Source organism: Flavipsychrobacter sp. (assembly GCA_041392855.1).
Lineage (GTDB): Bacteria > Bacteroidota > Bacteroidia > Chitinophagales > Chitinophagaceae > UBA5543.
The window spans coordinates 47,238-69,881 of the sequence record JAWKLD010000003.1; the positions used below are offsets into that span (position 1 = coordinate 47,238).

The 22,644-nt window shown below is 36.3% G+C and carries 21 protein-coding genes and 1 tRNA gene; 5 read left to right on the forward strand and 17 right to left on the reverse strand.

The window, feature by feature from the left end; translation table 11 throughout:
- Window positions 1-8: 8 nt before the first annotated feature.
- A complete protein-coding gene (locus R2800_15205; GenBank protein ID MEZ5018407.1) occupies window positions 9-2,468 on the forward strand; it encodes a carboxypeptidase-like regulatory domain-containing protein in 2,460 nt (819 codons plus the stop codon).
- Here the strand turns inward: R2800_15205 and R2800_15210 are convergent.
- Window positions 2,465-4,039, reverse strand: a complete 1,575-nt coding sequence (locus R2800_15210) for a T9SS type A sorting domain-containing protein (GenBank protein MEZ5018408.1) — start codon at window positions 4,037-4,039, stop codon at window positions 2,465-2,467. The two genes, R2800_15205 and R2800_15210, sit on opposite strands and share 4 nt — an antisense overlap.
- Window positions 4,040-4,177: 138 nt before the next feature.
- Complete coding sequence (locus R2800_15215; GenBank protein ID MEZ5018409.1) at window positions 4,178-7,120, reverse strand: T9SS type A sorting domain-containing protein; 2,943 nt, start codon at window positions 7,118-7,120, stop codon at window positions 4,178-4,180.
- A 311-nt stretch (window positions 7,121-7,431) separates the two neighbouring features.
- Between R2800_15215 and R2800_15220 the strand changes: the two genes are divergently transcribed.
- Window positions 7,432-7,504: transfer RNA gene (locus tag R2800_15220), tRNA-Lys, on the forward strand.
- 592 nt (window positions 7,505-8,096) lie between these two features.
- Here the strand turns inward: R2800_15220 and R2800_15225 are convergent.
- From R2800_15225 to R2800_15240, 4 genes are read right to left on the reverse strand one after another with little or no spacing between them, the layout of a single operon-like run.
- Window positions 8,097-9,998: a DnaJ domain-containing protein gene (locus tag R2800_15225; protein MEZ5018410.1), complete on the reverse strand. Its 1,902-nt coding sequence runs from the start codon at window positions 9,996-9,998 to the stop codon at window positions 8,097-8,099.
- On the reverse strand, window positions 9,988-11,022 hold the full coding sequence (locus R2800_15230) for a DUF4407 domain-containing protein (protein MEZ5018411.1): 1,035 nt from the start codon (window positions 11,020-11,022) through the stop codon (window positions 9,988-9,990). The genes R2800_15225 and R2800_15230 overlap by 11 nt, the downstream gene beginning before the upstream one ends.
- Window positions 11,022-12,278 (reverse strand): DUF4407 domain-containing protein, encoded by a 1,257-nt coding sequence (locus R2800_15235; protein MEZ5018412.1) that lies wholly within the window; start codon window positions 12,276-12,278, stop codon window positions 11,022-11,024. Before R2800_15235 ends, R2800_15230 begins: the two co-directional genes overlap by 1 nt.
- On the reverse strand, window positions 12,275-12,808 hold the full coding sequence (locus R2800_15240) for a hypothetical protein (protein MEZ5018413.1): 534 nt from the start codon (window positions 12,806-12,808) through the stop codon (window positions 12,275-12,277). Before R2800_15240 ends, R2800_15235 begins: the two co-directional genes overlap by 4 nt.
- A gap of 556 nt (window positions 12,809-13,364) precedes the next feature.
- On the opposite strand from R2800_15240, the gene R2800_15245 reads away from it, so the two are divergent.
- Window positions 13,365-14,336 (forward strand): phytanoyl-CoA dioxygenase family protein, encoded by a 972-nt coding sequence (locus R2800_15245; GenBank protein ID MEZ5018414.1) that lies wholly within the window; start codon window positions 13,365-13,367, stop codon window positions 14,334-14,336.
- A gap of 103 nt (window positions 14,337-14,439) precedes the next feature.
- Here R2800_15245 and R2800_15250 read toward each other — a convergent pair whose 3' ends face one another.
- From R2800_15250 to R2800_15265, 4 genes are all read right to left on the reverse strand, one after another.
- A complete protein-coding gene (locus tag R2800_15250) occupies window positions 14,440-15,252 on the reverse strand; it encodes an MBL fold metallo-hydrolase (GenBank protein MEZ5018415.1) in 813 nt (270 codons plus the stop codon).
- A gap of 32 nt (window positions 15,253-15,284) precedes the next feature.
- Entirely contained in the window at window positions 15,285-15,635 is a 351-nt protein-coding gene (locus R2800_15255; protein ID MEZ5018416.1) for a DUF2200 domain-containing protein, read from the reverse strand.
- Window positions 15,636-15,663: 28 nt separating this feature from the next.
- Complete coding sequence (locus R2800_15260; protein ID MEZ5018417.1) at window positions 15,664-15,867, reverse strand: YqaE/Pmp3 family membrane protein; 204 nt, start codon at window positions 15,865-15,867, stop codon at window positions 15,664-15,666.
- Window positions 15,868-15,951: 84 nt separating this feature from the next.
- A complete protein-coding gene (locus R2800_15265) occupies window positions 15,952-16,884 on the reverse strand; it encodes a hypothetical protein (protein MEZ5018418.1) in 933 nt (310 codons plus the stop codon).
- A gap of 239 nt (window positions 16,885-17,123) precedes the next feature.
- On the opposite strand from R2800_15265, the gene R2800_15270 reads away from it, so the two are divergent.
- On the forward strand, window positions 17,124-17,603 hold the full coding sequence (locus tag R2800_15270) for a lipocalin family protein (GenBank protein MEZ5018419.1): 480 nt from the start codon (window positions 17,124-17,126) through the stop codon (window positions 17,601-17,603).
- A 39-nt stretch (window positions 17,604-17,642) separates the two neighbouring features.
- Here R2800_15270 and R2800_15275 read toward each other — a convergent pair whose 3' ends face one another.
- The 4 genes from R2800_15275 to R2800_15290 form a co-directional block, all read right to left on the reverse strand.
- Complete coding sequence (locus R2800_15275; protein MEZ5018420.1) at window positions 17,643-19,208, reverse strand: radical SAM protein; 1,566 nt, start codon at window positions 19,206-19,208, stop codon at window positions 17,643-17,645.
- A gap of 82 nt (window positions 19,209-19,290) precedes the next feature.
- Complete coding sequence (locus R2800_15280; GenBank protein ID MEZ5018421.1) at window positions 19,291-19,794, reverse strand: mechanosensitive ion channel; 504 nt, start codon at window positions 19,792-19,794, stop codon at window positions 19,291-19,293.
- A 56-nt stretch (window positions 19,795-19,850) separates the two neighbouring features.
- The gene (locus R2800_15285; GenBank protein ID MEZ5018422.1) at window positions 19,851-20,228 is read right to left on the reverse strand and encodes a hypothetical protein; all 378 of its coding nucleotides are present in this window, start codon (window positions 20,226-20,228) and stop codon (window positions 19,851-19,853) included.
- Window positions 20,229-20,279: 51 nt separating this feature from the next.
- On the reverse strand, window positions 20,280-20,852 hold the full coding sequence (locus R2800_15290; GenBank protein ID MEZ5018423.1) for a Crp/Fnr family transcriptional regulator: 573 nt from the start codon (window positions 20,850-20,852) through the stop codon (window positions 20,280-20,282).
- Window positions 20,853-20,948: 96 nt separating this feature from the next.
- Between R2800_15290 and R2800_15295 the strand changes: the two genes are divergently transcribed.
- A complete protein-coding gene (locus R2800_15295; protein ID MEZ5018424.1) occupies window positions 20,949-21,167 on the forward strand; it encodes a hypothetical protein in 219 nt (72 codons plus the stop codon).
- Between the two features lie 2 nt (window positions 21,168-21,169).
- On the opposite strand, the gene R2800_15300 is transcribed toward R2800_15295, so the two are convergent.
- The 3 genes from R2800_15300 to R2800_15310 form a co-directional block, all read right to left on the reverse strand.
- Complete coding sequence (locus R2800_15300) at window positions 21,170-21,682, reverse strand: hypothetical protein (GenBank protein ID MEZ5018425.1); 513 nt, start codon at window positions 21,680-21,682, stop codon at window positions 21,170-21,172.
- A gap of 170 nt (window positions 21,683-21,852) precedes the next feature.
- Window positions 21,853-22,260, reverse strand: a complete 408-nt coding sequence (locus tag R2800_15305; GenBank protein MEZ5018426.1) for a hypothetical protein — start codon at window positions 22,258-22,260, stop codon at window positions 21,853-21,855.
- An 8-nt stretch (window positions 22,261-22,268) separates the two neighbouring features.
- Entirely contained in the window at window positions 22,269-22,631 is a 363-nt protein-coding gene (locus tag R2800_15310) for a hypothetical protein (protein ID MEZ5018427.1), read from the reverse strand.
- Between the last annotated feature and the right edge of the window lie 13 nt (window positions 22,632-22,644).

The following is a 22,644-nucleotide window of genomic DNA, read 5'->3' on the forward strand; positions in this document are numbered from 1 at the left end:
TAGTAGCTATGTCGAAAAAACTACTCAGCCTAACGGTTTTCATATTACTATCAGCCCTCACGGTACAGGCACAGTCTGTAGCATATATAAAAGGGCGTGTTACCAATGATCGCAACCGCGGCATGAGCGATGTGACCGTAGCAGTAGAGGGCACCAGCATAGGTGTCACTACCGACCGCAAGGGCTACTATACCATAGAGATACCTTCTAACATTACTGTAACTGTAGCCTTTAGCTTTGTAGGTTATAATGTTCAGAAAAAGACCTACACGCTTATACCCGGGCAAACTAAAGAGGAAAACATAGCTCTTGTAAAAAAGAAGACCACTTTAAAAGAAGTAGTCAAGAAAGGTGAACGTGATAGAGAGGCAGGTAATATTAAAATAGATGTAAGCAAGGCCAGCGAGCTACCGAGTACCAACTTTGGTAGTGGCATAGAGGGCATTATCAAAACCTATGTAGGTAGTAATAATGAGCTTACCTCTCAATACAATGTACGTGGTGGTAACTTCGACGAGAACTTGGTTTATGTCAATGACTTTGAAATATATCGTCCGTTCCTTACCCGTAGTGGCCAGCAGGAAGGCATGAGCTTCATCAATGCCGATCTGGTATCTGGGGTCAACTTCTCTGTAGGCGGTTTCCAGTCTAAGTTTGGCGATAAGATGAGTAGTGTACTTGATGTTACCTATAAGCGCCCTACAGAGTTTGGTGGTCGTGTAATGGCTAGCCTATTGGGTGCAAGCATAGCTTTTGAAGGGGCTTCTAAAAACCAAAAACTAACCTACTTGGTAGGTGTTAGACATAAGAGCAACCAGTATCTACTGAATGCACAGCAGACCAAAGGTATCTATAACCCACAGTTTACAGATGCACAGGCATTAGTAAACTATCAGATCAATAAAAAATGGGAAGTAGAGGTAATCGGTAACTATGCCCGCAACCGTTTCAGCTTTATACCTGAAGAGCAAACCAGTAGCTTTGGCTTGGTCAATAAAGCCTTCCAACTTAGAGTATTTTATGACGGTAATGAAATAGACCAGTTCGACTCTCGATTTGGTGGCATTTCTACAACCTACCGCCCTAACAAGAAACTAAAATTAAAACTCTTGGCCTCAGGCTTCCAAACCAATGAGCGTGAGACCTATGATATACTAGGAGAGTACCTGCTTGGTGAGCTTGAAACAGACTTGAGCAAGGAAAACTTTGGTCAGGTAAAAACCTTCTTAGGTACAGGTGTAATACATACCTATGCACGTAACAAACTAGAGGTAAATGTTGGTGACATAGGACATAGAGGTTCTTATGATGCGGGCAAACACTTTTTTCAATGGGGCGTGGGTGCTAATGTAACGACAATTACCGATAAGCTTCGCGAGTGGGAAAGAAGAGACTCTGCAGGTTTTACACAGCCAGTAACAACCAACCAACTGGAGCTAACAAGAGTATACGCATCAAATGCCGCATTTGATTATATGCGTTATACAGGCTTTATACAAGACAATTTCCGTTTTAGCGACTCATTAGACCTTACTGCTTCTATCGGAGCAAGATTCAACTATAGTACGCTAAACAATGAACTATTGATAAGCCCTAGAGCACAGTTTTCTTATAAGCCTAAATGGAAGAAGGACTGGGTATTTAACCTAGCAGGTGGCTTGTACCAACAACCTCCCTTCTATAGAGAAATGCGTGACCTGAACGGTAACGTGAACAAAAATCTTAAAGCACAGAAATCTTACCATATAGTATTAGGCTTCGACCACGACTTTGTTGCTGCCAAGAGAGCATTTAAGGTAACTACAGAAGTTTACTACAAAGGACTATGGGACATTGTACCATACGAGTATGATAATGTGCGTATCCGTTACTTTGGACAAAACAATGCTGTAGGTAGAATATATGGTGGTGAAGTGCGCTTGTTTGGCGATATAGTAAAAGATGCTACATCTTGGATAAGCGTAGGTATACTCAAAGCAGAAGAAGACGTAACAAACGATCAGATCGTTTTCAAAGACGTAAATGGTGCTGATAGCGGTGCATTCTCCCCTGGCTATATACCACGCCCTACCGACCAGCGTTTTATGCTAGGTATGTATTTCGAGGATTATCTGCCACGTAATAAGAACTTTAAGATGCACCTGAACTTGATGTATTCTACAGGTTTACCGTTTGGCCCACCAGACCAAAGCAGATATGGAGACACCCTACGCTTACCTGACTATAAACGTGTAGATATAGGCTTCTCTGCCCTATTACTAGACGGTAGTAAAATGAAGTATCAAGACAAGAAGTTGATAAGCGGCATTAAGAAAATATGGTTCAGTGCTGAGGTATTTAACCTACTAGGCATACAGAACACACTTTCTTATAGCTGGATACAAGACCAAACTAGCGGACGTACTTTTGCTGTTCCTAACCGACTAACCTCGAGGTTGATCAACGCCAAGCTTGTCGTCGATTTCTAGTGTTGTATTATAATTTGTTTGGCTAGCCAACCATCTTCAGCACGCACTACTAAAGTATATATGCCTGCCGTTATAGTGGCTGTATTGATGCTATGATGTGTTTTATTATCAATATTACTTGAGTATAGTAGTCGCCCTTTAACATCTAGTAGTTGCATTGTCCCTACAACCTTCTCTTTTAGTTGAACATTCAGCAATTCATCACAAGGATTAGGGTAAACAGAGAAATATATTTCGTTTAGTTGGGCACGCTCCACACTCGCAGCAGGGTTACTTAGCTTTACTATCCAAGCATCTGTATCACCAGCGTTACTGGTTACATCCCCATTCTGTGATTTGCTACCACCCGCCAATACAAAGCTAGCATCGGGTAATTGTATAGCTGCATTACAAAAATCCTCATCAGTACCGCCTAAGCATTTCTGCCATAGAATTTTTCCAGTATCATCTATTTTCACAGCCCATGCATCTCTTATATCTGCAATGGAATGATTACCCGTTACCATACCATCGTTGGATGCTGTAGTGCCAACAAATAAATACCCTCCTTCTATACAAGGTATTATTTCCCTTGCTACATCGGCACGGCTACCGCCGTAGGTTTTCTGCCACTCCAAACCACCAGAGCTATTCAGCTTCACTATCCAAACATCATTATCTCCATAATTAGTATCTACATCTTTATTACTAGACTTGGAATATCCTGCCAATATATATCCACCATCCAGAGTCTGCTTTATACTATTAGCTACATCGGTACTATCACCACCATATTTCTTTTTCCATGCTACATTTCCATGCTTATCTAGCTTAGCCGCCATAGCATCTGCGTATAGGCTAACTGTATCGGACTCAAAACCTGTCAGGATGAACCCTTCATCTTTTGTTTGTTGAATATCCTCAATAGCAACCCTAGCACTTGGCCATTTTACCACTATGCCTGTATCTCCATAAATTATCTTTTGCCATTCTATACTTCCTATACTACTTGTCTTTACTATCCAGTTATTATACTTACCAGTAGGGTTTATTACATCCCCATCTGTAGAGTTTGTTTGACCGGCATATATATACCCTCCATCTTTTGTAGGCATACCTGTTTTATAAAAATCATATCCTGAACCTCCTAAAGTTCTATCCCAAACTATCTTTCCGTAATAGTCGGTTTTAATACTCCAAAAATCATTTGAGCTGTCATAACGAGTCACATCTTTCCCACCTCCTGTTATATAGCCCGCAACAAAAAAGCCTTTATCAACTTCATACAGTTTACCCATAACAGAACTGCTAGACCCTCCATATACCTGCGACCAATTCAATGCACTATTATTCACATCAATATTTAGCAACATAAAATCTGTGTACTTCCCCTTTCTTATATTGATATAGAAATTCTTGGAGCTTGTATTACCACACATTACAAGATTACCATTGATGGTATAGATAATATCTGTAGCATAGTCTCCAGCCTCTCCCCCATAGCTAGCCTGCCAAATGATAGAAGGTGCTGTTTGTGCTTGTGCGCTTGTTAGGCATAAAAAGCAAAGTATATATAGGGGCAAATACTTCATATAGGGCTGCTTATTACATGTAAATTAAACATTATACAACTAAGCACGCAATACAGTTTGTCATTATTCAGCCACAAAAAGAAAGCCCCGCAAATAATTGCGGGGCTGCTTCACATTTACCTATGTATTTACAGTTCCTTATTGGTGGTTTACCACCACTTTAGTATTCTGTATTGCTTTATCTGTTTGCAATAGCACCATATATGTACCACTAACTAAGTTTGCTGTGTTTATTGTATAGCTGCTCTTACCAGCTTGCATTTGCTGTGTTGACATTACACGACCTGTAATATCTAACAACTGTAAGGTTCCATTACCACTATTAGGCACTGTAATGGTCACCTGCTGGTCAGCAGGACTAGGATATACCTTAGCTCTCAATTGCTCAGGGCTATTGGCAATGCTAGTAGGTGCGCCATCATAAATGAAGAAATCATCTACTGCAGCTTCTACCAGATTCTGTCCGTCGTTAGGGCGGGTAGTAACTAAGTCTGAAGCAATAAAACGCATTTGAATTTTCTCTGCACCAGGGTAATATTCACTTACTTTGAAGACTTTTCTTCTCCATCTACGATCTGACTGGTAAGTCAATTCCACGTCTCTCCAAATAAAACCTAGTGTATTGTTGATCTGTACATGCCAGTAGTCAGAACGAACATTACTTGGCGTGCTTCCTGCAACATCGTTAGTATAGTATCTATAATACTCTACTATAGGATCGTAAAAACCAGAAAGATCATACACCGCAGATTGTAATGTAGTACGTCCTCCATCTACATCAGCAGTACCAGCACTTACAAACTGAGAACCAGCATTACCAGTTACCATACATTTGCCACTACCTGAAGTATGGTCCTGACCAATTTGTACTTCAAAACCACCATAGTTACTAGATGTTGTAGAACGAACAGGAACTTCCTGTACCCAAACACCACCAGTTGCATTGTCGTTCTGAACGCCAAGTTGCCAATCAGGCTCCGTCGTTTCAAAGTCTACTTTTATTCTCTGATTTACACCTACTGCAAACTGATAAGGCAATGTCACCTGCTGCGATTGAGCAGGATTAGGATTGTACCTATCAGGTATAGTATATGAAGGTGTATTTAAGAAATCGTATATAGCAAAATAATACTCTACTACTGTACCATGTGCTTGCGCTGGTATTTGACCAGTGTAGTTATTACCTGTAGTATTACTCATTGAAACGGTATCCCAGTTTTGCCCGCGTTGGCGGTAGATCAATTTCAGATCTTGGAAGAATGCAGGGTTAGTTAGCGTCAATGATGTATTGATAGTAACTGCACTACCCTGCGCTTGGTGCGCTACCTCGTTGTGTAGCAAACTAGCATCGCTAGTAAGGAATATACCGTGACGTGCAAAAGCTTCTGCTATCTCTTTGAAGTGAGGGGTACCATTGCTCAAATTAGCATCGTTATCATCATCCATCAAAGCACTGATCAATACCTCGTGGTATATCTTACCTTCTGTGCCTAAAGGACCATCAGGCAAGTCCGTATATCCTTTTGAGAATATTTGAATCATTGTATCTACACTACCGATGTTTATAGATACATCCCACCATGCTCCGGCAATGATCTCCCCATCAGCATGAACCTCTCCTAATATATCGTTAGGATACACCTTAGGCGCACCTACATATGTTCTTATTTGTCCACCAGTGATATATGAACCGTCTCCTACAATACCATCTTGACTGATACCTAATGCCCAAATATCTGCATATCCTTCATTTAGAGAACCGTTGCGCATAGCACCTGCACCATTATCACCATAGTATTCACGGTTGATACCATGACCATACTCGTGGTAAACGATATCACCTACTTCTGCAAACGAACGACAGTTGCCAGATGCTGCATAGAAATTGATAGAACTTCCGTTGTAAAACGCATTACAAGTACTATTGGTCAGATCTGTATTGGTTGGCAATGAAAAATCCATACCAGTGAATGTTGGTAGGTATTTTTTCATGAAGTCATGTATCACGTTTACGTGATAAAAAGCATTAATATCACTGACATTAGCACTACCTGCAGTAGTGAATGTATAAGTATTACTTGCATTGCTAAAAGCCATTGTAGCTGATGGCGTAGGGCCTCCACTACTACCTTGACGAACTCTTGACCATGGGCCTCTCAACTCCATTGTTGCCGTTTGTGGTGCGTTCAAAGAACCAAATATAGCTGAACCTGTCGCATCAGTGTTCATACTAGAACCACCTACCGTGATTCTCATATCAGCCATAGGCTCCATAGTAAGCGGGTTATTTCTAGATGTTTTGTACACCTCTGCCTGAACCTTTACCTCAAAGGTCTCCTGTACGTTATTCATACGATATAGCAGCTCACCAGTTTGTGCATCTACATAACCTTCCAATATTACAGGGAACTCATCTACCTTAAAGGTTCCTATCACGTCAAATTTGTATGCAGGGCGCATTGTATACCCTGTTTGAGATGGTACGGGAAACCATACCCAGTTAGCATCTACATTCTTAGAAGTAACTGCAATATCATGTAGCTCAGTAGTAAGAGCTGTAGACTTTAAAGCATCGTTGCTACTCATGGTAGGCGCTACACCTGCTTCGGGCTGCGCAAAACTGTGCATTTTCACTCTTACAAGCTCGCCTGTAGGTGTGAAACGGAAAGACAACTTAGAGAATACCACCTCACGCCCATCAATAGCTTGTTTAAAATCAACATAAGACACATGACCATAATCTTTATTACGAGTAGTGGTCCACTCACTCGGATTAATGCCTAATTGCTTCAACCTGCCATTCATTAGCTGGTAAGCTTTATCTGCATTATTGCTACCAGGCACCACCAAGGCTGTACCAAACATATCGTTTACTGTACTGTTAAGCTTATCAACCTCTGCACCCCAACCAGGGAAAGCAGCTGCTACCTGTTGGTGTGTTTTATTGATGGCATTAACATCTGCCATTTTGTAATGTCTGTAGTTCTGAAATACAGAAAACTCGTACGAGTGGTTGTGATCTTCGGCTTTGGCTCCATTAGCAATGGCAGCTAAGCCAATTAGTAATAATATTTTCTTCATCTCTTTGTTTAAAATCCGTACAACTTGGCGGTTGCGGCGGCTTTGTTTTTAAATAGTTAACCAGAGTAATAGAGGAGGGGGAAAAGGCTTGCCGAAAATAAGCATTAAAGACCTATTAAAAAAAGTTTCACCCCATCAAATGATACTAAAATGACAATAGGTATATAAATATTATTTAATAGTTTAACCCCAACCCTACAGCTTAAAATGCCCCAAAAACATATAACAATAAAAAAAATCAAGAAAAAGCTTTTGATTAAAAATCTGATGTCCTATCTTTGCAGCCCGTTCTACGGAAAAACAAAGTAAAAGATCCTGTAGCTCAGCTGGTAGAGCAATACACTTTTAATGTATGGGTCTTGGGTTCGAATCCCAACGGGATCACAAAAAGCCGCTCATTGAGCGGCTTTTTTGTTTTATAAATGGTTTATTTTCAGTAAAAAATGGTTTAAGTACTAGTTTTAATGGAGATTAATTGTTACTGGCGTAGTCCACGAAAATAACGTCGACACTACTACATAAATAATTATAGCATACCCTACCGTTATAGAGCTTGACAATATTGAGAGTGAGATATTACCTTCTGATATTTCATTGAACGTTTCCTTTTCGCTAGTAAAAATCTGAATAGTTATAATTGAAAACACGTAGTACAATAGACATGCAACACATAGGCTTAAGAAAACAATTCCTGACTTCTGGAATGTGATTGAGAACAATTCGCCCAATCCTAAATTTTGTGATCTATAAAATTTATAGGTCTCTAAAGTTGGCTTTATAGATGAAGAACATATAATAAACACCCCTACTATAAAGAATGAAACCCAAAGAATTTGACTCCATTCCATACCATTATAAGGCGAGATCAAATGTTTCCTCCACTTAAGTAGACGAATAAATAATATTACTACTAAGCAGCACACTATTACACCAAGCAGTATTGGCAAAATGGTATCATATGAATAATTATTCATTTTTAGTTATTTATTTGGTTAGATAATAATGCTATTTTCCAATAAGACATATTTGCCATATGAATAGGTATATTGCCTGCTTCAAATCCAGTGTCGGTTGTCTCCCATAAATAGTACTTTTTCCCATCAATATTTACAGCCACTACTCCATTAGGTTGAACTCCTTCTAAATTTACAGCAATTAATGCGTGTTGGTAATGAGCGCTTACTAACAAAGCAACATCATAATCAAATTTCCTAAACAAATTATACAACAAGAGGGATCTTGTATCACAGTCGCCTTTCATGTCTCCTAAAAACTCTATTGGCGATCGTACTCCATATTTCTGGTGACCTATACAACATTCACTTACGCAATGAGACAAATACCATTGTACATATTCATCACTATAATCATCCTTATTACAATCACCTTCTAGAACAATATAAAACGGAATGTTTTGTACGCAAGAAACCATAAGATTTGCAAAATCAAACCTATCGAGAGAGTTCTGTACTCTAATGCTATCAAATGCACTATATACATAACTTAAGTTTGTATTATCTGTTTCAGAAAGCTGTTTGTAAACATTACCTATATCTTCTTCTTTGAATACCTGAACATCAATATTTGCATGTCTTAACACTGCTATATTCATTTTTTTTCTAGAAACAGTTAAGTCAATCTGGTAATCATTATCGTCATAAGACCTCCAGTTAATTCGATGTGTTATTAAGGTATCAACAACTTTTTTCCTCTTATCTGTATGTACAGTTTCAGACACAGTAATACTATCATTGCTAGGAGCTGATGGTGGTGCAGGCATTACTTTATCTGTTAGGCACCCTCTTAATCCGATAATTATTAAGACAACAATCAATAAATATCCAATGTATTCAGCGACTATAGCTACAACTGTTCCAAGCAAGACTATCAATAGTAAGAAAGCAATAGTTGCTACAATTAACCCTACTGTTTTAAACTTAATTATCAAGATAAATAGACCTAAAAACAAAGAAAGCCAGACAGGTATATTACCAAAATGTCCAGAACAACCGCTATTAAAACTTAATGTATCGGTTGTTTTATTTACCTTCCTTATGCGCTCCCACGGGCCCCAGTAGCTTGAGCAATCTTTATGGAAATATTCTTTACGTATGTATTCATACTGTCTATCTTCTTTTTCTTCTATATTGCCTGTTTCACCAAAACACTCTTTAGTGTATTTCTCTTTATACTCCTTTTTATTCTCTACAACATACCCATAAAAATCACCTCTTATTGTACCATAACTACTATTCCCTTCATATACTACATCCATTATTTTAGGGCTAGCAACTTTAATATCAAGTATTTTAATATTGTAGAACTTTTGCCCTTCTTTAGTAATAATTGTTGTTCTGATAGGTTGAGGTAGCGGAACCTTGAACAACTTGGTTTCACTAAAGGCCTTTTTAAAATGCGTAGTTAATTTATCATATGAATATATATCTTCTTGTTTTACTACTGCATAGACATCTATTGGATCAAGAAGGAAGTCTGAATTCCATGGCAAATCAGAAAAACCTTTTAAAATTCGATCACCTTTGTATTTTACAATTATAGTCCCTTTTAAATAGGTACGATACTCCTTATTTACCTTTACTTTACTTTTCTTATACGTAACATTAGGTTCATCTTCTTCTACTTGCTCATCTGCATAACTACCTTTTAAATACTCATCATAAATGTGCCTATTCACTTCATTACCTAAAATACCATACGCCTCATTGATTTCTTTTATTTTATCTTCTGAAGTAGAGTCTTCTTTGTTTTTATCTGGGTGATTTTTTTTAACAAGAGCTCTATAGGCAGCCTTTATTTCTTCTTTTGTAGCAGATTTCCCTACCCCTAGTACGCTATAATGATCCTTGTTAAAGTTCACTTTGATTATTGATAAAATCTTTTTGAAAATCTGATTGAGTATTTACCTTTTGCTCAAATCTTCTGTTAAAGGGATCTTCTTTTGCCGTATATCTTTTCGATATTCTTACATCAAACTTTTCTTTAAATATATTTATATACTTCTCATTAGTAGCAACACTATGAAAGTCAATAAGCTCATTAGCATACTTGCGTTTCAATGCATAATAGTCGTTATCATTAGAGATAAAGTATATAAGAAGTATTGGCAGAATAAATATTGATATGATGAGAAATGATATCAGGTATGAGACTAACTGCGAAGAATAGATAATATTTATTCTTTGAACAAAAAAATACGCAGAATATACTTCATTACGAACTTGACCAACTAATTGATTTTGTTTGTTACGAACATCATTTAACTTTTGTTCAATTCTTGATATAGGCTCTTTTACGGCGTTAACTCCTAGGCTATATTGTTTTTCGTAAAAATCTTTTCTTTTTTTGAGTTCAATTACTTCGTGTTCATCTAATGACACGATTCTATTTTCAAAATTTGCTATAAGTTCTTGTTTAAATGCCGCCATTTCAGAATCCACACTATTCTGAAAAAAATAGATATTTATTGGTACTGATATTATAAACCCCATGAACCCTATAAAACTTAAACGAAGAAGCTGAGGGAGTTTAAAAATATCAGATACTTTTCTTCTCCTATCTGTAATAACTTTATCATCTTCATGCTCATCTTTGCCGCCTTGCTTTGAAAACGTATTTATAATGAGCAGGTACATAAACAGTAATAGAATTGAAAAAAAGCTGGACAAAGCAAATTCTACAAACCATCTATGAAAAAGCAATTCGAAAGCATAAAAAACAGAAACAAGACTCAAGGCTACAACAAACAACACAAGGAATCCTGTAAAATAAAAACGGTAAATAACCTTACTTTTCGTTTTTAGTAATATTCTGTAATCTATACCTATAAGATCAATTAACCTTTTAGGATATAACAGCAAATTGTTTCTTTTTAAATTTGCCATTACGCTTCGTTTATATAGTCATCAGGGTTTTGTGATACATCTTTAAGTTTTTTATCCTTCCACTCATTAATAGCCTTATCACTAATTTCACTTTGGCTCTCCAAAAGTTTAATCTTCTCTTTTAATAATTTTATTACCTGATGATGTATTACTAAATCTCTTTGTCTTCCTTCTCTATCTTGGTAGTAATCAGACTTTATTTCAATCCCTTCCTCTGCCTTAATTAACTCTTTTATATTTTCTTCCATATAATCATATGGACTCTTTATTAGCATTAGTTTAAAAAATATTGGGGTCAATTCAATTGCCATGAATAAAAGTGTAATGAATAGCGAGATCATCCATCCTGCTTTTTCATGTGCTAGCTTTATCCTCTCTAACAAGCCATCAAGTCCAGCAGCAACTTTTTCACTTACTTTCAACTTCTCTTTTCGCTCTACTTCTAGCTCTCTTTTTTCAGCTTTGATTCGCATATATTCAGAATTATTTTCAATAGAGCTTATCTCCCGTTTTATAGCATCCATTTGAGACTTAATGGCTTTTGCCCTCGGTCCAACTGTGACTATTCTAGCCTCTTCAATATACTGTTCTTCTAAACCAGCATACCTCTCTCTTTTATCTAATAACTGTTCTTCAAATTTTACTATTTCAACATCCTTTTTTCGTATTTCCGCATTAAAAATCGAGTCGGTTTGAGATATATAAATTTGTTGCTGTTCTATTTGCTTTTCGTGTAGTGCAATGTCTATTTCTGTTTTAAACATTCTAATTTCAACAGGCTTAGATATTGTCAATGCTATTATTGCCCCCATTAGCAATCTAGGTAAAGCCCCTCTAATTTCTTGCTTAGTAATTTCCTCAGTGCCGTCGCCTTTTCCAGTACTCGTAATAATAAACCTATCAATATTGAATATTATTAATCCCCAAATTGTACCGAAAACCATTGATAATATCATCGTACCAATATGTATACTATCATAATCTCCAGCAATATCAGATACTGTCTTAAAAGAATTAATCGCATTCCCTTTAGGTTCGAAAATAGTATAGAATGCATATCCACCGGCAATACCTGCCATTACCCCAGTTGCAATAATTATCCCCCCCAAACACAGGTACTTTATCTGGTCTCCATATGTGCTTCGTTCAAGAATATATCGATCAGCACCTGCCGCTTTCCAAAACAAGCGCATTATTTTGGTTGATCTTGGAGTTTTATAATACTCCCTTTCGGTTGCATATTTACTTTTACTCATGGTGTATACTTTGGGTGATTAAGTTTAGGAATTTTGTTGACTATTCTGCAATTTGAACTTATTAATCTGGGATTATTGGGTCTAGAATTCAACTTTGCATTAATTTGAATTAGCTGACCTGAATTATTCTTTATAATCCTACTGACTTCATCATTTTGTGATGCTAAGACTGATTTTAATAAATCTGAAAAATCACTATTAATTTGATATTTGTACTCTATCTCAATGCTTACAAGAGAAATCTTGTCTACTGTTTTCTTCCATAAATTCTTAATTAATATTTCTACTTGATCTATATCTTCTGGAAGACTTATAATTAGACTAGACTTTTTTTGAGATGAATGATAACCAAGCTGATCAATTGATAACAAACTTGCATTTTTAGTATTCCAACTAACAAGTAATAATTTATTCCCCTCAATTATTACATGCTCATATTTTAGAAAAGTAAACAGAGGCTTTCGAAACACCCAAAACCTAGACAGTAAGACCCCTGCCTTTTTAATTCTTTTTAGTGAAAATGTTTTCATTTTTCGGGTGTAAATCGGGTTGACAATACGTAATTATATAAAAAATATTTATATTTTAATAATTACGACTATATTTATACAATACATCTACTAGTAACAAAACCTCTAATCTGTTAATACGTCCAAACTATGAATTGCCGATTTGAAAACATTAGATGTTATTTTAGATAATGCTCTTCACAAGTCCTCTTCTTTGCATAAAGAGATCGCGCCCAATGATACTCATTCGTTTTATGTTATTGTTCTGTATAATCGCAGAATAGAGGGCGTGGTCAGGTCGGCACTAACTTTAAAAGGACAAGAGTTTTTTTATAGAGTGAACGAAAAAGAATTCTCTTGAGGCCAACTTTTTTAAACTGATGGTAATATTATCTATAAGATTATATCTACTGTTCAAAAGTGTATTCAATCTCATAAACTCCTTTTTTCAGTAAGTCACAATAAAATCATATAACAACAAATTTACTAAATATTAACAGCTGGAGTTTGGAGGTTTATAGCATTATAATTACTGTTGTAGAAGTAATTTTTACTATCAACTACCAAATATCCTTACATGAAACCCTTAAATCACAATCTACCATGGATTGAATCTCCTTTTTTCAATGCAGAATTAGAAGCTTCCGATCTAAGCAAGGAAGACAAATCATTTGTTAAACAATTTGCAGATGAAGGTTATGTGACGTTTGACCCTCAAATCAGTGATGAATTAATTGACAAGGTAATTAGAGAGCTTGAGCCGAAATTTAAAAAAATTGAAGGTGATGACTTGCGCATACAGGATGCATGGACTTTTAATGACAATGTTCGAAGGATTGCAACCATGGAAATAGTCTATGAAAAGCTTAGGTTGCTATACCAGCGAGAACCGATTCCTTTTCAAACTTTAAATTTTCCTGTAGGTACACAACAAAATACCCACTCAGACATGATACACTTTAATTCGATCCCTCAACGGTTTATGTGTGGGGTTTGGATAGCTTTTGAAGATATTGATGCTAATAATGGCCCTTTACATTATTACCCCCGAAGCCACAAATTACCATTTTACGACCTCTTGGATATGGGAATAAAAGCTAGTGACAATAGGGAAAAGAAAAAAGCAATGATGACATATTTAGATAACTATGAAACTTTTATTCAAGAAGTAGTTAGAACATTAGAATTAAAAAAAGAGATATTAAACATAAAAAAAGGGCAGGCATTAATATGGGCTGCTAACCTTTTGCATGGAGGAGAAAAAATAAAAACACCAGGAAGATCACGTCACTCACAAGTTACTCATTACTACTTTGAGAATTGCATGTATTATGCCCCGAGATACTCTGACATAGCTATCAATAAAATATACATGACAGACCTTGTCAATATAGAAACAGGAAAAAAATTAGAAAACAAGTATTTTGATTCAGTCGTACATAGAGATAGTAAATTACAGTTTCAGATTCAAAGCATAAAAATGCTGAGCAAAATATCACATTTATTTCCACGCTCTATAGTGGATATTGTGAGAAAAGCATTGCAATAGTCCTGATATTGTTCCTAATCATACTAAACCAATCTTTATTTATAAGCTCAAGACAATAACTATTCTTGGTAGGCTTATTAGGCATGGAAAAGCTCGCACATTCTTAAAACAAGGTTGCCTGTTTTATTTGTGGGGTTGAAGGTGTGGCATCAGTAGTAATATGAAAAAGTTCACTATGCCCATAGCGAGGAGCTACATGCACCTCTACATCATCGGCATGCTGCTTGAATAAGTCTAATGCCAGATCAGGGTTATTGTTATCTCTGGATAGGTGAGACAAGAAAAGATGGGTCATATATTCAGGCTTATACGCTTTGAAAAACTCTACAGCTTCTTTGTTAGACAGATGCCCTAAACCACCACGTATACGGTTTTTGAGTCTTATATGATACCTACCGTTCTCCAACATCTCTTCATCGTAGTTGGACTCCAGATAAGCCGCATGGCACTGCTGCATATAGTGAGTAAGATTATCACACACAGCACCTATATCTGTAAACACACCTATAGTGATACCTGCATAATTGACTACATAGCTGTAGGGGTCTATTGCGTCGTGTAGTTTACTAAAACCCGTCACTTGCATACCATGCACATCTATCACTTCATTATGTTCTATTCTACGATATAGATCAGGCTTAAACTTTAGATGACTAGCATAATGTGTTTTATGATTCAGATAGGCTGGTATCTTATATCGAGACGATAGTAGTTGTGCTCCTTTTATATGGTCGGTATGCTCATGGGTGATGAATATGGCTCGCACTTTGGTGATGTCCAAGCCCATCTTCTTCATACGTATCTCCGTTTCGCGGCAGGAGATACCCGCATCTATAAGCACGGCGTCTTGCCCGTTACTGATGTAGTAACAATTGCCATTGCTGCCCGAGTTGATAGATGCTGTATATAAAGACATGGTCGAGGCTGCAAGTTAACGATATATAATCTTTACTCCCTTAATATGCTTTTCATTTTCTTTCCTCTTGCCAGCTCATCTACCAGCTTGTCCATGTAGCGTATTTTTTGCATGAGGGGGTCTTCTATATCTTCTACACGGTAGCCACATATCAATCCTTTTATTTTTGTCACATTGGGGTTTAACTGGGGTGCTTCTTCAAAAAAGGCAGCTAAGTCGACTTTATTATCTATCTGCTTTTGTAGTAGTTTTTTATCGTAGCCTGTTAGCCAATGTATGATAGTATCCAACTCTTCTTGTGTATGTCCTTTCTTTTCCACCTTTTGTATATACAGGGGATAGATACTGGCAAAGCTCATCTTAAATACTCTAGCGTTATCCATTACATGGTAGTTTAATTAGAAATATTACTTAGGCACCTGCCTTTCTCATTTCTTTTATTACACGTTTAGTTCTTCTTTCAGCTCTGGCATTTTGCAGAGACACTACGGCCCATATTGCCGCAGGTAGCCATCCTATTAGTGTTATTTGCAAAATGAGACAAAGTAATCCACTCAATATTTTCCCCCTTAAGAAAAATGACAATGGCGGTAAGAGTATGGCTATTAGTAGCATGTTGGATTATTATATCTCAATTTATATCAATCTATTTGAAGCGCCAATTATAAACTATGCTTTTATGGTATAGAAGATTACTTATTAATGAGTAACTCCTCCTTCAAACATTACAGGTTTATTATTTTGTTCGCTTATGCCCATATACCCCCTGTCCATGAGCCAGGCTCTATAAAAATACACAAGCATTTCTGGCGTCATCACAGCATACCAAGCTCTAAAAAGGTTACTACTAGCCTTATCAAGATAATCAACTGACATTTCGCAATCTTCAACATCAATCTTTTTAAATGAATAACCACCACTTCTCATCAAATGCAGTTCTGCAATTTCACTTATAGGGTACTTGTAAACTTTATAATCTTCTTTGTAATGCTTGGAGGTATTACTATTCAGACTACTCGTGATATAAATAGAGTCTTTAGAAATTCGCTCTACAACTCCGAATAATGTTTTATTACCATCTTTAAATTTGATATGATAGCACGCATCTTCATGTATCATGAAAGTATCTTTCCTATTCTTATTTTTTGTACAAAGCTTGATAACCCATTCTTTCCCTGTTGTAAATATCTTTTCCAAAGAATCATTTTTCAACCTTACAACTGATATTGCGCTATCCAAAACTCTTTTAACACTATCTAAGTCATAATAAGCCACCACCTCTTCATTATACTTTTTATAAACAGTGAATGTACTTACATGATGCATATTAAAATAGCTTACCTTTTTGCTCGCCCATAGTGCGTTGTATTCAACACCTTCAATAGTATCATCATAATACTTAATGGTATGTAGTAGCAGTAGTTTTTCTTGATCGTCTTTCATCTTCAAACCTACCTGCGTATTATTAGTATACTTCAACCACACTTTATTTGCATTTTCATCAAAACAGTATACCTGCCCCATAACATAAGTATTCAACCCTGTAGCATTTATAAGGCCAGCTACTACGCTACTATCACGTTGTTTAAGTGTGAGGTTAGTAAACTGACCAATAAAGTCAACATTGGACATGGTGTATATTTTTTTACCCGAACATTGGTTATTAGTAAAAACTAATAAGACAATAATTAACCAATTTTTTATTATTGAAAACACACTCATCATAGGTTTAATTTCATCTAGCAATCTATTGAAATAGTTTGACACAAAGCTTTTATAAGTTACCGCTTTAAAAATTATAAACGTCTCTACTGTCTACAAGCCTTGCCTACGCACTGATTATATTATATTTTTATACCAAATAAGCAGTTATGAAACCTACATACATTCTATCAACTACACTATGTTTAGTAGTCATATTAGCCTCTTGTACTAAAAAACAAGAAGACGATAAAACAAACAATACAACCTCATCTGCAAAGCAACAACTACTAGAAGCCGGCAAATGGCAACTATCTGCTAAAACAGCAACTATTAACTACATGGGTAAAGACACTACTGCCGATCTATACCCTGATGTAGACAATTGTGAAAAAGATGATTTTGTAGAATTTTTCTCTAACAAAACTGTTATCAGAAATGAGAACATCATCAAATGTAATGGCAATCCACAGAGTAGTACATTTACATGGCAGCTATTAGACAATGAGTCCAAAATAGCCATATACGATAGCAACCCTGACACTTTGAATTTGGAAGTATCTCAAACACAATTGAAATTAAGCCAAACAAAACCTAATAGCTCAGGCATACCTGTTACCTTTAAGGAGACTTATAAGAATATTAAATAGGCAAGAGGCTTATATTATCTATATCTGCAACTTACACTGCTATGCGTAGCTCAATGCAGGTTCTACAAAAGGCTCGGGAATGCCATGAGTTTGATAGACCTCCTTCTCTTCAACAGCTTTTTGTAAAATAGTTTTATAGGTCTCATTCATCTGATATATCATGATACCATAGAAGAATGCTTTATCCAGCATTTTTCTATTATTAAATACGCTCCACGATATCATCTTCCAGAAGTACTTTCTGTTTCTATCTACAACACCCAATCTATACATGATCAGCAAAGCCATTTTCACTTGAGCCATGCTTAGTTTTTCTTTGATCTTCAGTGTATTCTTAGGGAAACTATAGGTCTCAAAAAACTTCATCAATCGTTCATAAGAACCTTTGGGAGTATAAATATGGTCGATAACATCAATAAACCCTTCGTATAACACTACAGGATCCATCACAGGTATCAGGTTGGTATCTCCCTCTGTAAATGCAAAAGGTTTTGATAAGCGTCGTTCCATCTTCATACGCTTGTACAGATCTGTACCCGGAGGAGCCTTAAGAATATTTACAATAGGTAAAGGAATACCACTTTCTTGTATAAACTGTATTTGCCTTTGAAAGATACTTGCATCGTCTGTATCAAACCCTACAATAAATCCTCCTGAAATAATAAACCCTTTACTATGGATATAATGAATAGTATGTAATAGATTTTTCTTAAGGTTCTGTGTTTTATGAGAAACTTTCAGGCTCTCTTCCGAAGGTGTCTCAATACCGATAAAGATGTGCCTGAAACCTGCATCTATCAATTTCTGCATCAGCTCTTCATCATCGGCCAAGTTTACCGTGAGCTGTGTAGCAAAATAAAATGAAGGTTTTGTCTTCTTGCGCCATTCTATAAGTGCCGGCAAAAGCTCTGCTTTAAGAATACGTTTGTTACCTATAAGGTTATCATCGGCAAACAATACCAACTGTGTATTGCCATCATCGTTTATAGCATCTAGCTCTTCTATTATTTGTTCAGGTGTTTTGGTTCTTGGTCGCCTGCCTAGCAATGCCGTTACATCACAAAAGTCGCACATGTATGGGCACCCTCTTGAGTACTGGATAATATCATACAAATACTCGCTTTTATCTATCAGGTCGAAAGAAGGTAATGGCGAAGTGCTAACGTCTGCAAACTCTTTAGTTCTATATATAGGCTTTAGCTCACCTTTCTCCAAGTCTTCCAGAAAAAGAGGCAATGTTATTTCCGCCTCATTTAGTACAAAGTAATCTATCTCAGGAAAGCGGTAATGCTCATGGGTAAACAATGTTCCACCCGCCACTATTTTTACACCCACCTCTTTACATAGCTTTACTATTTCTCCTACAGACTCCTCCTGCACATTCATAGCCGAAAGAAAAACATAATCAGCCCACTGTAGGTCAGTCGTTTTAATAGGCGCAACATTAAGGTCTGCCAATCTCTTCTCCCAACTATCGGGCAGTAGCGATGCTACCGTCAATAAACCTAATGGAGGGTATGCCGCTTTTTTATCTACTACGTGCATAAAATGCTTCATAGCATAAAAGGTATCCGGCATCTCAGGATATACTAAAAGTACTCTCAATTTCTCTAACGTTTAGGTTTACTTAAATGTAAAAAATATTTACAAAACAGGTGTGAAGTTACGGCTTATATAGCCATATCTCCTAGCTATTACTCTTCTTTATAGCTTTTTGAATAAATACATTACTAGGTATGGTGATCAGCTCCCCTTCCTTGGTTTTTATACTAATAAAGAAAATCCCTATATCACTTACTTTACCTTCTACCACTGCATCTTTTTCCGCTACAGATATATAGTCACCTATGCGTACCGGATGGTTGAAGAACAATATGATCGTTGCAGTAATATTGGAAAGTATAGACCATTGTGCCACAAACGCAACACCCAATACGGTTAAGAAAGAAGACAAGAAGAATAGTAACCTCGATTGGTTTACCCCCCATATGAGCATAAGCAGTAGCAAGCATACTACCACTACTATAAAGTGCAGTACTTTTTTAAACATTTTCACCCTAGAGCGCTGATACTCTAGCCTTACGGCTACTTTCTCTATAGCCTTTGTAAACAATGCTCCTACCAATAGGTATAATAGCACTACCGCTATCGACTCTACTATTTGTACTTTATACAGGTCTAACCATTCCATACTTTTTTAAAAGTACTAGAAATAGTAGTATAAAATATCTTTTATCACTACAATTATCAGACACTTTTCTTTTTTCTATTATACCATATAAACAAGACACTTATTAGCACATACGGTAGTGCAAAAAGCATGATCTTGATATTGGGACCAAGGAAACCAATAAAAAACAAGAAAAACATAATAACACTAAGGCAAACCATGCCTATAATGCTCAACACCTTACTAGGTTTCTTCTGAAAGAACGTAAACAATAACAATAGCTGCCCTAGCAAAGGAATAAGTATAAATGGATGTAGAAACGATTTTGACTTATCTGTTATACTAGTGAATAGACCATACTCTACCTCATAGACAAAGTTGCTGTAGTTATTTCCCCACTCCATATAGCCAAACAGTGAGGCAAGCAATAGACCTATATTAATAGCTTTTTTCATAATGCAAAGCTATAGAGCTATTTGCTGAAAACATTTGACAAAAGTCAAATTCTACGCACTTAGCTTTTTTCTTATTCTGCTCAAAGTCTCTAAACTCATACCTAGATAAGAAGCTATATAGGTAAGCGGCAGTCGTTGTATCAAATCCGGGTGGTTTTCCATAAAGAACAAATAACGTTCCTGAGCACTATTCTTCCTGAGCATTAATAGTTTTTCATCACTCATTATACAATAGTGCTCCGTCCATACCCTTGCAATAAAGTTAAACTCGGGGTATTGCTTATAAATATTTTGCAGGTCTTCATAGTTCATTTTCACCAATGTGCAGTCCTCTACCGTTTCAATATATTCTACGCCGGGTTTTCTTGTATAAAAACTATCAATAGACAATGCAATATGTTCCTCCTGCATAAATCGGGAACATATCTCTTCGCTATCTCTAATATAATAGCTGCGAATCAAACCTTTCACTATATAATAAACATGATTACATGTTTGCCCTGCTTTTAAAAGCAGCTGTTTTTTAGGGCAATCAACTACTTCATAATATTGTGTAAGCACCTCTTGCAACTCATTGCTAAGCGGGTAGATATTATTTACCTCATCAAGAAAAGTTTGAGACATTTTTAAATTTAGCAAACCTCTTTCACATTATTATAATCGAACCTATATACATAATGGCATAGTATTTGAAATACACAGTAGCCAAACATAAAAACTATGAAAAAAGCATTACTTCTAAACATAGCCATAATGGCAAGCATTATATTATTGTCTTCTTGTGAGCGCAAATACACATGCATATGTGTTTACCCAGGCTCTTCTATCAGTACTTCTAAAACCACTTTTAAAGCAAAGAGAAGAAGCGAAGCCGAAACAGCTTGCAGCAGACAACATACGGGAGCTATGGCAAGTGGTGGTTCTTGTGCTTTAGAGTAAGGCTATTTTTTCTTACCAGATGTAGATTGTGGTTTATCTAATTCTTTTATGCGAAGTAAGGTCAAGTCATGTTTATCAAAACAGATCAAATGATGATTACTCTTTTTAAATAAGAAGTCCTTCTTTTCGTATTTGTCGTATACGACCTTTATCGTATCTGCATCTAGAGATATATCTATGTTAGCATAAGCGTAAGAAGCACCTCCTTCTATCCATATTATTTCGGGAATGTAGGTCTCTGCCTTTCTTCTTATATGATAACCTTCTATGCTCTGATAAGCTGGGAATAGAGACTTAACATGAGTCCTATTTGTCTTATACAAATGAGACACATACTCTCTACCCTGCTCTGTGATGCACAAAATACCGTAATAGATAAACAGACTGTCTTCATGTACTATATCATACCTATAGCTTTTACCTTTATATGCCTGTCTATTATCCATTCTTTTTTTGAAAAACTCCTTGAAAGATTCGCGGGTGGCATGCTCTTTATATTCAGTTATTTCAGACACATAAATTCTTTCTTGTGCAAAAGTGTTTGCAGCTAAAAAAAACAATAGGGTTACAAGCATAGTTCTCATGCTTAAATATACCTTCAATCTGACAAATACAGTTAACTTATAACATAAAAAAACACGGTCTACAATAAAGCAGGCCGTGATAACAATTAATGCAAGTGATATTAGGTTGTAGGTGTAGCAGCATTTATTTTTTCCATAAACACTCTTTCTTCATGTCTTTTCTTAGCAATTCTTTTTCCTCTGAAGAAAAGGTAGAGATTAAAAAACAACATAACACCTAGGTAAATGCTAAAGCCTCCTATCTTGTAGCTTAGTGCCTCTATAGTGTCTTGTGTGCCTGCCAGCACTCCGTTGATCTCCAAGATATAAAGTGCAAAACCTAAGTTGAGTAGGTAAAAGCCTATTTTAAATAGTGTATTGGTAGCTACAGCTATCTCTTCTCTGCCAAAGAATATATCGCGCATAAATACCAAACCATTTTTAAACAATGTATGTGCAACAAATCCTGTAAGCAGTAATGCTATTGGTAAATAAATTAAATACGCGGTGACGATCAGTTGGTTGTTCATAATTGAAACTATTTATTAGTGAATGATTGTATTTGCCTTTTTGATAAAAAATAAATGAGTGCCATATTGAAGTAATGCGTGGATGCTAATATGAGGATCAACAAACCAATATTGCCTCCCAAGCTCGACAGTAATACCTCTATACTATCTACCTTGATCCAGTAACGAAGTTTTACAAATGCATATCCAATATTGAAAAGGTAATAGGCCAACAGCAAGATATTGTTCATCGTATCTGTTTGAGCTACATCCCCTTTAAAAAGAGCCAGAATAAAATGACGACCATTACGATGAAACAGCTTGCCTACATAAACAATGATAAAGACCATGGTAACCAGATAAACACCGTATGCAAGTATGTTGTAATTCATGACTTATCTTTTA

What these genes read in the sequence shown, in the direction of transcription:
- R2800_15310 (MEZ5018427.1), bottom strand. Translation starts at nt 22,631, where the DNA reads ATGAATTACAACATACTTGCATACGGTGTTTATCTGGTTACCATGGTC.
- R2800_15245 (MEZ5018414.1), top strand. Translation starts at nt 13,365, where the DNA reads ATGAAACCCTTAAATCACAATCTACCATGGATTGAATCTCCTTTTTTC.
- R2800_15270 (MEZ5018419.1), top strand. Translation starts at nt 17,124, where the DNA reads ATGAAACCTACATACATTCTATCAACTACACTATGTTTAGTAGTCATA.
- R2800_15285 (MEZ5018422.1), bottom strand. Translation starts at nt 20,228, where the DNA reads ATGAAAAAAGCTATTAATATAGGTCTATTGCTTGCCTCACTGTTTGGC.
- R2800_15230 (MEZ5018411.1), bottom strand. Translation starts at nt 11,022, where the DNA reads ATGGCAAATTTAAAAAGAAACAATTTGCTGTTATATCCTAAAAGGTTA.
- R2800_15205 (MEZ5018407.1), top strand. Translation starts at nt 9, where the DNA reads ATGTCGAAAAAACTACTCAGCCTAACGGTTTTCATATTACTATCAGCC.
- R2800_15295 (MEZ5018424.1), top strand. Translation starts at nt 20,949, where the DNA reads ATGAAAAAAGCATTACTTCTAAACATAGCCATAATGGCAAGCATTATA.
- R2800_15255 (MEZ5018416.1), bottom strand. Translation starts at nt 15,635, where the DNA reads ATGGATAACGCTAGAGTATTTAAGATGAGCTTTGCCAGTATCTATCCC.
- R2800_15305 (MEZ5018426.1), bottom strand. Translation starts at nt 22,260, where the DNA reads ATGAACAACCAACTGATCGTCACCGCGTATTTAATTTATTTACCAATA.
- R2800_15215 (MEZ5018409.1), bottom strand. Translation starts at nt 7,120, where the DNA reads ATGAAGAAAATATTATTACTAATTGGCTTAGCTGCCATTGCTAATGGA.
- R2800_15280 (MEZ5018421.1), bottom strand. Translation starts at nt 19,794, where the DNA reads ATGGAATGGTTAGACCTGTATAAAGTACAAATAGTAGAGTCGATAGCG.
- R2800_15235 (MEZ5018412.1), bottom strand. Translation starts at nt 12,278, where the DNA reads ATGAGTAAAAGTAAATATGCAACCGAAAGGGAGTATTATAAAACTCCA.
- R2800_15260 (MEZ5018417.1), bottom strand. Translation starts at nt 15,867, where the DNA reads ATGCTACTAATAGCCATACTCTTACCGCCATTGTCATTTTTCTTAAGG.
- R2800_15250 (MEZ5018415.1), bottom strand. Translation starts at nt 15,252, where the DNA reads ATGTCTTTATATACAGCATCTATCAACTCGGGCAGCAATGGCAATTGT.
- R2800_15210 (MEZ5018408.1), bottom strand. Translation starts at nt 4,039, where the DNA reads ATGAAGTATTTGCCCCTATATATACTTTGCTTTTTATGCCTAACAAGC.
- R2800_15290 (MEZ5018423.1), bottom strand. Translation starts at nt 20,852, where the DNA reads ATGTCTCAAACTTTTCTTGATGAGGTAAATAATATCTACCCGCTTAGC.
- R2800_15240 (MEZ5018413.1), bottom strand. Translation starts at nt 12,808, where the DNA reads ATGAAAACATTTTCACTAAAAAGAATTAAAAAGGCAGGGGTCTTACTG.
- R2800_15265 (MEZ5018418.1), bottom strand. Translation starts at nt 16,884, where the DNA reads ATGTCCAATGTTGACTTTATTGGTCAGTTTACTAACCTCACACTTAAA.